Here is a 14136-nt window from a genome sequence, read left to right as displayed (position 1 = left end):
TGACACCGCGAGGCGGCCAAAGTATCAGTAAGACGGTACAAGGCAGTTGAAATTTACTTTTTGATCATAAAAGCCAAGCGCTAGGCTTGGCTTTTACTGTTGTGCTATTGCAGCTATTACTTAGCTTTAAATTTAGCAAACTTATTTGACTTGGGTTTATGGCCGCTGACAGCCGAAAGCGCTCGATAGTGCTCGCTGATGGCCGTATCTGGCTGAGCAATCAATGACAACAATAATGTGCGCCACTGCTGCAACCACAGACGCATCGCTGAACCGTCATACAATGCCTTTCTATAAAGCCAAGTGCATTCAATCTCATCATTAGGAGTGACAAATAACGCATTCGCAAACTTACTATACTTAGGTAAGTCGATCACCGCTGGCGTAAACGACACGCCTTGAGCTTGCCAGCTTGCTTTGGGTGCGTTTTGCATCACAAATAACTGCTGTAAAATTGGCGCATTAAACTGATCCCGAGGTGGATTTACCTGTTTAATGATTTCATCCAGACTCAATAACTGATGCTCCATCGTCGTTGCAAGTGTATGGTGCACAGTTTTTACCGCGTTCGCCATTGAGGTCGTTGTTGATAGCTGTGTTCTAACTGGCAGCACTTTCACAAAATAACCAATGATTTTTTCTAACTCAGGGATCTCTCTGCCCGCTAAGTCGGTCCCTACCACTAAATCTTGCTGTTTAGTTACGTACTGCAAAAACAGTAAATAAGCAGTCATCATGACTGAATTTAGCGAGACATGCTGTGATTGTGCAAATTGCCGTAATTGCTGGCTTTGCGCTTCAGAGAACACCAAGCTTAGCTCTGCTCCAACATCACTGGATTGCTCTGACAGTGGTTTGTGTGCAGGAAATAATGACAAAGTCGGAGCATCACGTAATGTATTACGCCAATAACTTTGATGCGTTTTAGCTTCCTCACTCTGTAAGCGCTGCTGTTGCCAATGTGCAAAGTCGTCATACTCAAATGCCAGTTCAGCATCTTTGTCTTGATGGCTATCACCATACAAATTGCTCAAAGACTCAATGAAGATCGCAATCGACCAACCATCTGAAATAATATGGTGCATATTAACTAACAAGCGCAGGTGTTTTGGTGCAAGCCAAACCGCGTTCACTTTCACAAGTGGGGGGGCGGCCAAGTCAAATTGATGTAACGACAACTGCTGTTGCTGATGTGCCAGCGCTTTGGCTTTAGCCTCATCATCTAAGGCACTGAAATCGAACTCTTCGATGACGATGCGTGTGTGCGCCGCGGCGTTCAGCCTAATTTCACCATCCACTTCAGCAAACCACGTACGTAGTGCAGATTGTTGCTCAACAAGCTTATCTAATGCCAGCTGTAGCTTTGTTACCTCAAGTTCGCCGTGCAGATCCACCCCTCCAAACATGTTGTAACTCATCGCTTCGCCTTTATTCAACGCCAACTGGTGTGCAACCCACAAGCTTCTTTGTCCAGGGGATGCCAAAGCAGGTATATTTTGCGGCCTTTTTTCCAGTGCCAGTATCGTACTCTGCGGCTGATTAATCGCGTCTGCAAACTGCTCTAGCACCGGATTCAGCAATAAGGTCTTAAGCGGCACAACATAGCCAAGCGCTTTACCCAAAGCAGCGATAAACCGCAAAGCAATAATAGAGTCGCCACCGAGTTTAAAGAAGCTATCGTGACGACTTATCTGCTCAAGGCCAAGCTGCGCTTGCCAAAGTCTGGCTATCAGCTGTTCCATTTCCCCCTCTGGCGCAATATAGTCGCGGGCTAATTGGAGACTGGCTTTAGGTAACGCGGTTTTATCTACCTTGCCATTGACGGTTAGCGGAATGCTGTCTAAGGCGATAATATGCGCAGGGAGCATATATTGGGGTAAATGCTTTTCGAGATGACTAAGCGCCCCGGGCACATCAACTTCGCTTGCAACCACATAGCCAATGATCCGAGAGTGGGTCGCCCCTTCCTCTACTATCGCCACCGCCTCGTCAACGTTTGGTAGCGTGCATAGCTGGGCTTCAATTTCTGCCAGCTCAATACGATAGCCTCGAATTTTCACTTGGTTGTCACTGCGACCAAGGTAAAGCAAAGTGCCATCGGCCTCATAACGCACTATATCGCCTGTCCGATAGAGCCGACTACCGTCGTCACTAAAAGGGTTGGCAATAAAACGCTCTGCCGTTAGATCAGCACGACCTAGATAACCTTGTGCCAAGCCAGCGCCAGCAATGTATAACTCGCCAACCGCATTCGCAGGGCAATAGTTAAGATATTCATCTAAAACAAACAGCGCGGTATTGTTCAGTGCGTTAGAAATAGGTTGCACCGTATGCGCGGCACAGGATTGTGGGGTCACTAAAAATGCGGAGCACCCCACCACAGTTTCCGTTGGCCCATACTCGTTAATAAAGCGACTATTGATTAGATGACGTTGCAGCTTCGCCACTGTCCCCGACATCAGTTTATCTCCACCGATAACAAAGCAATGATGCAGCGAAGAAGTGATATGACGACCTAAGCTCAGCAAGCCATCAAGGTGTGCGGGAGTGAGTTTAAACAATGTATTGTCTGTTGCCTGTTGAATACACTCTGCTACTTGCTCCAGCAGTCCGTCATCTTGCGCAATCATATCAACACGTTTACCAGCATAAATAGGTACTAGCAGGCTGGTGATTGTGGCATCAAATGACAACGTTGAACTGACCACGGCTCGTGAGCATGTTGCCATGTAGCGCTCGCTGGCATCGGCTAAGTAATTATTTAGTCCAGCAAAGGTCACCGCTACCCCTTTTGGCAGCCCAGTTGAACCTGATGTATAAAGCACATAAGCCAGTTGTTTACTATGACGTAATGGCGGCGTTAATGGCGCAGGCGTTTGTGCCATTAACTGTTGATACGGCACCTGCTCACATTGTATCGCTAGCGTCGTTTCAAGATCCGAAATAACCAATGCAACTTCACTGTTGTCTATTAAATACTGTTGTCGCGATTCAGGAAGTGAGGCATCAATCGGAACATATGTCATGCCCGCTTTTAGCACCCCAAAAATACTTACCAGTGCGGTAATATCGCGCGACATTCGCAGACCCACACGGCGCTGTGCAAGTATTCCTTTACTCTGTAGTATTGCAGCCACTTTATCGCTAAGCTGCACCAGTTCACCATAAGTCAGGACACCAGATTTACCTACTGCGGCAACCTGTTCAGGCTGTTGTTCACCATAGTATTGTAACTGTGCGAGCAGATCGGCACCCGGTTGAGTCGATTCACCGATAGGCAAACGGCTTGCTGTATCGCTTTGCCATAAACTTGCTTGTGTAATTGGCGTCGTCGAACATGAAGTCAGGTGGTTGAGTGCGGTAAAAAACGCTCTCTGGAACTGCGCGATAAACGGCGCTTGATAAAGCTCTTCTGCATAATAAAAGTGACACTGAACCCCTTCATTTTGTACATCGATAACATCCAAATGTAAGTCAAAAGGCATGGTAAAGCGATGTGCCTGCGCATGGCTGAGCGTCGCGTCACGTAACTGTTTGGCGCGCTGCTTATCACGACGCAGATAGTTGAACATCACTTGAAAGATCGGATGGGTGCCGTTCACTCGCTCAACCGCCAGTGCATCAATGAGCTGCTCAAAGGGTAAATCTTGGTTAGACTGCGCAAAATGGTGATACTGCTTGGCTTGCGCTATGAGTGTCGAAAAACTATCGTGCTCAGTAACACGTAGCGCACTCACTTGCGTATTCACAAAAAAGCCTATCACTCCTAAGGTCTCTGCTATATGGCGATTTGCCACGGGGACACCGACTAAGACATCTCGTTGACCACAAAAACGCTGTAGTGTCATTTGAAAAACGGTTAGCATCACCAAGTAAGGCGTGGTGCCAAAGCGCTCAGCGGTACTACTCACCGCCTGCACTATGTTCTCTGTCAATGTGGCGCTATGCGTCGCCATTGTGTAAGTCTCTAGACGCCTTGCTGACTCCGCAGCTGGCAACGTGATGGCCTCTATTTGTGTCGGAAGCTGCGCCACCCAATTGCGCTTTTGCTGCGCGAGCTTGGTGCTGTTATCTTGTGTCGCTTGCCAGCAGGCATAATCGATAAAGTCGACTTGTTTTTGTGTCGCAGGCGCTTTTCCGAGCGTGTATGCTTGGTAAACATCCACAAACTCATCAAATAAAATTTGCATCGAAGTGCCATCAGTGATGATATGGTGCATCACAATCAGCAATTCACAACGGCTCTCATGACTCACCAATACTACCCGCAATAGCGGCTCTGATAATAAGTCGAATGGACGCATTGCATGGCTTAATTTATCAGCTGGTTGATTGGCATTTGTTTGCGCCATTGAGACCACTGAAAATTCAAAATTCAGTTGTGGATTTTGCTGCTGATACACCCCAGCTTCGGTTTCGCAGAACTGGATCTGAAGTGCGCCATGGCGCGCCTGCAACACGTCGAAACTGCGTTTGACCAACTCCGCATCTAATTGCCCATCAAAGTGCAAAGATCCAGCTAAATTATATGCTTTATCATGCGGAGCAACTTTCCAAGCATACCAAAGGCGCTGCTGAGCTGCGGTCAAAGGCGCTTGTTCTTGTACCTCAGAGCGACTTAACAAGCTAACCTGAGCCGCATTTGCTCTTTGTTTTATTAGGTCATTTAGCTGTTGGGTTGATGTCGAGTGTAGCCGTGATTTTCGTTGGCGCTTTCTCGTTGGTGCTTCCACTTTCTTGTCTCCAGTTTAGGACAATGCAACTGCCATTTTTACTTGGCAAGTAGACGAGTGAAAAAATGAAAAAAACAGTCGCAAATAAAAATGATTCCTTTTACTAAATTTTTGTTTCGACTTTTCGTCCTACGGGTGCGCGCCAAAAGTGCGTTTTATACCAATTTGCTTAATAAACCATTAAGTCAAAATGGCATAACTGGCCAAAATAACAAAATCAGGAATGAAAAAACCCATGCGAAGCAAAGCTCATCAATCAGCAGCATTATCTCTTATGCTGTCACTGATATACTTCTCACCTACTACTTTAGCCAATACGCAGAACAGCACCAAAAACATCGAACGGATTGATGTGGTTGGTCAACCAATTAAACGTAACTCAGGCCCAACAGGTTTGGACCTTACCATCAAAGAAACCCCACAGTCTGTCACGGTATTAAGCCATGACTTTATCGACGATTTTGAGCTTGATGATCTGGAAGATGTCTTAGTTCAAGCAACTGGTATTTCTCGATATAAGTTTGGTGCAGGTGATAATACCGAATTTACCTCTCGCGGTTATCTTATCAATGCGTTGGTAAAAGATGGCTTACCAACCTCTATTGCAGGCCCTCAAGAAAGTCGCTTAGATACCATTGTCTATGACCGCGTAGAAGTACTAAGAGGTGCTGCAGGCTTAATGGCTGGAGCAGGACAGCCATCCGCGACCTTAAATGTGATCACTAAACAACCCGACAGAGATGGTTTTGTTGAAGTCGGTGCTGAGGTTGGCTCTTGGAATAAAGTACGCTCGCATCTTGATGCAACTGGTGCGTTAACAGATGATAAAGCGCTTGCTGGCCGCCTTATTCTTGCTTATGAAGATAAAGACAGCTTTGTAGACAAAGAGAATAGCAACAAAATCGTTGCTTACACTCAGCTACACCATTATTTTTCTGATGATACTGAAGCGTCATTCACCGTACATTACCAAGATAGTGAACTAAAGCTGTCACCTTGGGGACTACCTATTTTTTATTCTGATGGCTCATCGGTAGAAATTGACAAAAAAACCAATCTATCTTCACCGGATAGCTTCAATGGCAATACGCATCAAAGTTACCACTTTAAATTATCGCATCAGCTCAACTTAGACTGGGCGCTTAACTTTGGTGCGCAGTACAGCAAAACAGAAGCTGACATTACCATGACCTACTTTAGTGGTAACCCTGACAAGCAAACAGGGTTGGGGTTACAAGGTGGTGATCGTCGCTGGGTAGAAACTGTAGATGGTACCAACTTTATTTTAGGTTTAGTGGGCCGCTTTGATCTATTCGACCGCTCGCATCAGGTCAATGTGACTTATCTCAATGCTGACTTCGAATCAACGGATGATCGTTATGAAGAGTTGGACGCAAACAAACGCACCGTTTTTTATCCACTTCAGTCAATTTATAATCGCCACCCGGCTTCACACTTGAATGCAACCGACAAGCAATTTATTGGTTATTGGGATAAAACAACAAAAGAACAAAGCTTGGCCATCAGCAGTAAATTGGTTCTTACTGATGATCTACACGCAGTCGCAGGTATCAAGTTTTTCGATTATGAACGCACCAATGAGCGTGACTTTGCGTGGAGTGGCTTCTCTAGCGATAAAGGAGATGAAAGCGGTGAAAGCTTATACCTAGGCTTTGTTTACGACATCAACGAACAAGTTAGTACATATGTCAGTTACACAGATGCTTATGAACCTCAGCTAGACAAAGTTGACGTAAACCTAAAGCAACTTGATCCAATCACCGCACGCAATATCGAAGTAGGCGTGAAAACGAATCTACTTGATGACCGTTTACGCCTAAACGTGGCTTATTTTGATAGCTTAAAAGAAGACTTTGGTGTCGTTATTCCTGAGTATGCGGATCAAAGACCAGCAAGGTATCGCCCTGTAGATGGTGCAGAAGCTGATGGCTTTGAAATCGAACTAAATGCGGATATTACTGATAACTGGCAAGTTAACCTTGGCTATAGTGATTTTGATGTCGTTGACGAAAACGGCGAAGACATTAACCTATATGCACCAAGACAAACACTCAATGTCAGCACTAAGTACACCTATGAAGCTTGGAGCTTTGGCTTAAACGCGACATGGGATACCGACAGAAAAGTAGACATTCTTAACGTACCGGGCGTTGACCTTGGCCTTCCAGCCGGTGGTCGTCGTGGTGCCGTACGTGCAGAGCAAGACAGCCAGACTCTGATCAATGCTCATGTTAAGTATGATTACTCAAAGCAGCTTAGCTTCAAACTTAATGTCAGTAACTTAACTGATGAAAGCTTCTACGATACTTACGGCTTCGTACCGAAGAAGTACAGTGAACCTCGCGCGTATAACTTCAGCGTAAAATACCGCTTTTAATAGCGGTTGACCAAAAAAGGGGCTAGCAGCCCCTTTTTTAATGTCTTTACGAAATAGTTATTGCTTAATAACGGTTGTCGATATTTGCGTCGTGGCAATGTCAGCGGCTTCAAAAGGTAACGTCACCAGCTTATTCTGTTCACTATAATGGCGGGTTTGATCGTTACTATTCTCTGCATCTGGATGTTGTGATTGAGAATAGGTTAACAGGCCCTGTGCCTTCACTCCCGTTTGCTCAAAGTCCACAACCATCATCCAACTAGAACCAAAGTGGAGCTCGTATCCACGTTGTGACAACCCACTCCACAGTGGCCTGTTATTGTATGGCGTTGTTACAGATGGCGTTGCCACAGGTGCAAATATGGTTTGATCAAGGCGATTTTGCGTTGCAAATACATTTAGCCCACCCTCAACGTTCATATTACCCTGCCACGCAAAACGCTGCCCATGCTGCTCAAAGAATTGTAGCTCTCCAAGCGATGCCTCCAGTGTAAAGCCTGCATGGCGAATAATTTCACCCGCGATAGCCAGCTCTTTAAATAACGCTTCATCAATCCGAATATTGCGCGGCGTATTCACGGGATCTCGCGCATCAAAACTGACTTCAAAGTCTTCCCTATCATTGACTCTTGCAACAAATTCCCGCACTAGATGCGCCGCAATCGATGTTTGATTGAAGTGCCCATCCCATTTTTGCAAGGCTGCACAGCTTGGCGCGAGCGCAATTGATTGCTCATCAATCGTGATGGTTTTGCGTTGCCAACCTTGTTTACAAGCGGCAATGACATCGTCAATTATTGGAGTTATAAGCGCAGTATTCGATAACAAAATGGTCGCCACTTCATCAGCACTGAATTTATTATCAGCCCCGACTGGGTGACTCACTTTAGCTAGGGAGTGTCGTGTTCTGCGACTTTGCAATACACTGTGTTGACCATAAAGTGGAGAAACTTTAGCTATCGGTGCACTCGCATTGGCGAGCCAATATGAGTCATTTGCATTTTGCACGTAATCTGTACGTGTTAGCTTTGGTTTTGCTTCATACGGTACACTTTGCTGATAATAATACGCCGCCGAGTCACCTGGCAGCACTGGGACTCTGAACTTTGCAAAGTACTGCTTCGCCTGCGCGTTATCATTGAGATACTGTAATGCAATTGGCGGAAGGTCTGGCACATTGGCAGCATCGATATAAAATGCTTGTCCGTCTTTATCGGTATAAATCACATTATTAAACATCAAGCCATTGTGATCTTTAAAAGTTTGTTGGAACTCAGCGAGTGTTTGCGCTTTATTCAGTGCCAACCAATGATCGATTGCCGCAAAGCTATTTATATTGGTATTTTTTAATACATAGGCATGTTGCTCACTCCACTCTAACACTTTAGGGATTTCGACCAGCATGCCACCTTCAGCTTTATACACAGGTTTGTGTAGTCTGTATATTTCACCTGAATCACTAAGCACTTCAATTGAGACATCCTTGACCGCTATCTGCTTCGTTTCGCCGTCAACAACATATTTTAATGGATCAGTTGCATCGAGCGTTAAACGATAAATTACGCTCTGTGTTGAGGCTGAATAGGTATGGCTCCACGCGATATTGTGGTTAAAACCAATATTTACCGCTGCGGGGAAGCCAAGTAACGATGCCCCCATTACATCTAGCTGACCTGGAATGTTGGCATGATACGCCCAAAAACGCATTTGCCCGGTCATAGGAAAGTGCGGATTTGCCATCAATAACCCTTTGCCATCATCACTCAGTGCACCACCAATTGCCCAAGCATTAGAGCCTTGAGTAACAAGCGTATCTGCACTTGGGACAGCAGCAAGGGGAGCGGTCAGCGAGACTGGCTTTGCTGCACTTGGCAGCCACTCATTAGCCTGTCCAGGATGTGCTTGTAAAATAGCCGTTGCAAACTGCCCAAGACTGGCTCCACTACCTGCCGCGGCGATATTGGCAAGTACGTCAATTGCCGTGATTGGTTGCACCCAGTTTTGCCCTTGGCAGGTCGGCTCTAGACTCGCTTTACCCTCTTCTACCTCTGCGAGATACAAGTTAAAGCCCGCCGCAAAGCCCTCTGCTGCTGCTTGTGTATCTTCAGAAAGGTGAGGAAAGGCTAACTTAGCTTGCTGGTGAATATCGGCAATCTTAAACAGGTAATCAGACATTACATGACGGTTGTCGCCCGCATGATGCAAGTCAGCACCCAAATATTTAGCGCGCTCACCACGTACTCGCAAGTAACTATCCGCTAAGACACAAGCATGATCTTGTGCTTGTGCATAGCCGGAGCCAAAAGCCAAAGAGCGCAGATCATGCGCTGTAACATGCGCAATACCAAACTCAGTACGCGTGATCTTCGCTTTAAGCTTGCTGTCGTCTTGTTTGTTATTACTTTGAATTGACGAGTAGTCGGCCTGACATGCTACGGAGCCAAATAATAATAATGGAATGAGCAGTGTATTAGAGTTCATACCTATCCTTTTCTTGTTACTGGGTAATAAAACCAATCGAAGTCGTGCTGCAATTGGTTTCGAGGGGGAATAAATCACTTGTTTAAGATGAGGTGAGATATAAAAAACGGGTGATTATCACCCGTTTCAGTTATTGATTTTCTAGCTCTGCGACCAGCGCTTCCTCAACTAGAAATGCCAAGTTATCAATCGTGGGATCTTCAAAAAAGGCAGCTGGTGTGATTTCAACAGCAAAGATTTGCTTTGCTTTTGCTATCATCTGTATCGCTATCAGAGAGTCTCCACCTAACGCAAAAAAGTTATCGAAGATACCAACTTCTGTATAACCAAGAGACTCACACCACAAGTTAGCTAAGCGCTGCTCCAGCTCGCTTTCGGGTGCTTCAAACTCAACATCCAAAGATGGTCGCGCTTTACCTTGTGACGTCAGCGGCTGCGCAGAGTCAACGCTACCCAGGGTCTCAAGTAATGCTTGAAGTTTGATTTCACGCTGCGCCCAACTCATGGCTGCGGCATAAATATGTGGAACATCACTTGTAAGCGCCTGCTTGAATAATGCTGCGCCTTGTTCACGACTTAAACCAAGTCCACTTGCCACTTGCTGCCCTGCGGCCATGCCTATGTTGTCCCATCCATCCCAGTTAATAGTGCAAACGGGAAATGGTAACGCGCGATAAGTGACGGCATCAAGATAGGCATTCGCAGCACAATAGTCACTTTGCGCAAACGCCCCGAGTACGGAAGCGAGCGAAGAGCACAGTATCATTTTTGTTAACGAGTGCTGTGCAAATACGGTCAGTAAATTGTCCGCACCTGAGACTTTTGCGGCCAATGTCATCGTCACCTGCTCAGCGGTTAGCTGTGGCAGAACGCCACCTCCAGCAACTCCTGCGGCATGCACAACATGCGTAATACTGCCTAAGTTGGTCTCAGCTTTATAGACCGCATCGCTCAACTCGGTTAAATCAGTAACATCACCTTGTAATACCATTAAATCAGCTGCTGTGGTTTGTAATGCACACAACTGCGTAAACAACGCCCTTTCATCTTCTGTGTCAGCGTTCGCTGCCAGTCGCTGCCATTGTGTTGGATCTGGTATTGCTCTGCGACTGAGTAGAGCAAGTTTATGTCCTTGCTGTGCAAGTTGCTCGGCAAGAACAAGGGCTACACCGCCTAGGCCGCCGGTAATAAAGGTAACGGCTTGCTCAGTGCAAGCTGGCACTGTTGTCACCTCCGCCAGTGTCTGTTGTGACAAGCTAAAGGCGTTTTTACCACGGATAGCCACTTCCACGCTCTGATCGTAAAGTAAATGCTGAAGTAACGTCGAATTGAGCCTATTGTTCGCGGCGTTGGCAATCGCTTCATCAACATCAAGTACTTGTATTGCTAACTCTGATGCTTCGTGGCGCAATGCCCGCGTTGCACCTAAAAGTGTCGCTTTTTGCGGTGATATGGCTTCATTTCCCAACACCGAAAATAGCCCAGTGGTCACAAGGCTTACCGCGGTTTTGTTAGCCACCGCCCATTGAAACAGTGCTAAGTGGCTCGAAAATGCCAATACATCATCACCGAGTAATCTTAAATCAAGGACTCTGTCGATACCGCCAGATTGTGCCGCAATCGCTTCTAGGGTTTCAGCTTGTTGCGTATCGCCACGGTATACTCGCGCCTGCTGCTGCTCAAAATCACGACTATGCCACAGTTGAAGTACTGCAACTTGCTGAGCTTGAAGTGCGTTCACTAGCACACCGCAAAGTGGGCTATCATCACAAATCACCAGCCATTGCTCTGCACTCGGCACTTGGCTTGCGCTTGGTAGCAGTGGCGTTTGTTGCCAGATTGGCGTAAGTAACTCAGGGGGAGTGTCTTGCGATCCAACAACCTGTGCTTGTAACTGCTGTGCCTCTTGCCAAAAACGCGTATCTGCAAATACATACTCTGGTGTGATCATCATTTGACCACGTGGATAGTCAGTGACTTGCTGCCAGCTAATCTCATGACCGCGCTGCCAAAGTGCCGCAAGCGTGTTGATAAAAGGAGGTATGGCCGCTTTCAGATCTCTTACATGTGCAATCGAGTGTAGCGCGAGTGCTTGCTCACCAAGATTCTGCATGCTGAGTTTTTGCAATGTATCGCCAGGGCCTGCTTCTATTAGCACTGGGCATGATTGCGCTAGCGTTTGTACACCTTGGGCAAACTTAACTGGCTTGCGGATATGATCCAGCCAATACTGTGTTGACGTTGCCTGAGTCGCCGTGATCCACTCTCCGGTAACATTAGAGACAAATGGCAGTGTTGGGGTATGTAGCTCAACCTTTGCTAGTGCCTCTGCAAACGTTGCCAACACGGGTTCTGTCAGGTGACTATGAAATGCGTGAGAAACGTGTAAACGTGTACAGCTTATTTGCTGCTCTTTTAAGGTGCTTTGCAGCGCTTTGATAGCTGCTTTTGTCCCTGCCACCACCGTATTTTGAGGGCTATTTTGCGCAGCAATATCTAACTCAGAATGCAGATAAGTTTGTACTTGCTCCGCGCTTGCCATCACCGATAACATCGCCCCTTCTGACATTTGCTGTAGTGCTTCACCGCGTGCGATGACCAGTGTAATGGCATCATCTACCGACATAACGCCAGCCAAACACGCAGCAACATATTCGCCAATGCTGTGGCCTAACATTGCATGTATTTGCACACCATGCGTCTGATAACATTTAGCCATCGCATACGCCACAATAAAGAGTGCAGGTTGTGTAACTCGAGTTTGATTTAAGAGCTGATTGGCTGCCAAAATCTGCTCATCTGATGGGAAAAACACGGCTTGTAGCTCTGACTGGAGTTGGCTCGGCACGCGCGCCATTACATCATCAAAGTGCGTTTTAAATGCAGTGATATGCTGATATAAAGGCTGTGCCATCGTGACATATTGCGAGCCTTGACCTGAAAACAACAAACCAACCGGTTCTGCTTTCGTGGTGGTACAATCAATCTGCTCACGACTTAATATCTCGAGCGCATGAGTCGCATCTTTCACCGCAATGGCATGGCAGGCTGACAAGCGACGCTTCTTGTGTTGTAACTGCGCCGCAACCAGAGATAGCTGCTGCGGGTGCTGCTCTATAACTTTAGCCAGCTGCTGGCACTGTTTTTTAATACTGTCTGGGTTAGCCGCCGATATAGGCAAGATATGCCAAGGCGCGGAGGTACTTGTCCCCTTACCCTCGGGCGCTTGATACTCTTCAACAATCACATGTGCGTTTGTTCCACCCATACCAAGCGAGCTGACCGCAGCCCTGCGAGGAACATCACTGTGCCACGTTTGCACCTGCTGGGGTAAATAAAAAGGGCTCGCCTCAAAGTCGATTTTACTATTGAGTGGCGTGCAGTGGATACTCGGTGGGATCTCTTTATGGCGTAAAGCTTGTATTGCTTTAATTAAACCTGTTACGCCAGCCGCTGAGTCTAAGTGACCAATATTCGCCTTGATTGAGCCAAGCGCGCAGTATTGTTTTTCAGTGTGTTGATATGCCTGCGATAAGGCGGCAACTTCGATAGGATCGCCAAGCTTAGTGCCTGTACCGTGGGTTTCTATGTAGCCAATTGAGCGGGGATCAACATCAGCAAACTCGAGCGCCGCACGTATTGCACCCGCCTGCCCTGTGACACTCGGTGCGGTGTAGCCTACTTTGTCTCTACCGTCATTATTAACCGCCGAACCTTTGATCACCGCTAAGATATGATCGCCATCCTCTATGGCTTCCTCAACACGCTTGAGTACCACAGCAGCGCTACCACTACCAATTAAAATGCCATCCGCGTGCTCACCAAACGCGCTTAATTTACCGCTAGTCGATAAACTTCCACCTACTGGGGCAAGGTAGCCTTGGTCATCTAGTAGATTGAGCCACACCCCACCTGCAAGCGCACTATCACATTCATAGTTTTGCAACGCGCGGCAGGCCATGTGCACTGCCACCAAAGAAGTTGAGCAAGCAGTTTGCACCGTTACCGCCGGCCCAGTTAAATCTAATTCATAACTGATCCGAGTTGCCAGTGCGTCTTTTTCATTACCATTGGTGAGCGCCAATAAGCTAGTAATATCATTATCTTGCTGCTGGGGAAGTAGGTGTTTCAGCAAATATGCAGGCACACCACATCCTGCAAATACGCCGGTAAACTGGCCTGCTTCCATTAGGCCTGCCTGCTCTAACGCATGCCAGCAGGTTTGCAAAAATAGTCGCTGCTGCGGATCTAACTGGGTAGCTTCTTTTGGTGTGTAACCAAAAAATTCAGCATCAAACTGATCTTTATTGGCAAATGGGATAGCTGCCTTCACATAATCCGCATGTTCACGCTGTGCTTCGCTTACCCCCGCAGCTGCAAGCTCGTCATCAGTGAGGGTGTTAATCGCGCAGTGGCCACTACGAACGTTGTGCCATAATGCGTCAACATTATCCGCATCAGGAAAGCGGCCTGCCATACCTACCACGGCAATATCTAAAGGGTTAAATGTTTGCTCTGTCATCG

At 46.8% G+C, this 14136-nt stretch carries 4 protein-coding genes; 1 reads left to right on the top strand and 3 read right to left on the bottom strand.

Features of this window, described 5'->3' with window-relative positions; genetic code table 11:
• Window positions 1-116: 116 nt before the first annotated feature.
• A complete protein-coding gene (locus J8Z24_RS00670; protein WP_176032929.1) occupies window positions 117-4733 on the bottom strand; it encodes a non-ribosomal peptide synthetase in 4617 nt (1538 codons plus the stop codon).
• Between the two features lie 235 nt (window positions 4734-4968).
• On the opposite strand from J8Z24_RS00670, the gene J8Z24_RS00665 reads away from it, so the two are divergent.
• Window positions 4969-7131, top strand: a complete 2163-nt coding sequence (locus tag J8Z24_RS00665; RefSeq protein WP_176032930.1) for a TonB-dependent siderophore receptor — start codon at window positions 4969-4971, stop codon at window positions 7129-7131.
• A gap of 57 nt (window positions 7132-7188) precedes the next feature.
• On the opposite strand, the gene J8Z24_RS00660 is transcribed toward J8Z24_RS00665, so the two are convergent.
• Together J8Z24_RS00660 and J8Z24_RS00655 are read right to left on the bottom strand one after the other, a co-directional pair.
• A complete protein-coding gene (locus tag J8Z24_RS00660; RefSeq protein ID WP_252095104.1) occupies window positions 7189-9612 on the bottom strand; it encodes a penicillin acylase family protein in 2424 nt (807 codons plus the stop codon).
• A 130-nt stretch (window positions 9613-9742) separates the two neighbouring features.
• Window positions 9743-14134 carry a type I polyketide synthase gene (locus tag J8Z24_RS00655; protein ID WP_252095103.1) on the bottom strand — a complete coding sequence of 1464 codons (4392 nt, stop codon included), beginning with the start codon at window positions 14132-14134 and terminating at the stop codon, window positions 9743-9745.
• Window positions 14135-14136: the final 2 nt, after the last annotated feature.

This window comes from Pseudoalteromonas sp. SCSIO 43201 (assembly GCF_023716725.1).
In the GTDB taxonomy this organism is placed as follows: Bacteria; Pseudomonadota; Gammaproteobacteria; order Enterobacterales; family Alteromonadaceae; genus Pseudoalteromonas; species Pseudoalteromonas peptidolytica.
This window is presented reverse-complemented; position numbering and strand designations above follow the sequence as displayed.

Bases quoted from the DNA above. Each gene is read 5' to 3' on its own strand.
- J8Z24_RS00655 (WP_252095103.1), bottom strand. From the start codon at position 14,134: ATGACAGAGCAAACATTTAACCCTTTAGATATTGCCGTGGTAGGTATG.
- J8Z24_RS00660 (WP_252095104.1), bottom strand. From the start codon at position 9,612: ATGAACTCTAATACACTGCTCATTCCATTATTATTATTTGGCTCCGTA.
- J8Z24_RS00665 (WP_176032930.1), top strand. From the start codon at position 4,969: ATGCGAAGCAAAGCTCATCAATCAGCAGCATTATCTCTTATGCTGTCA.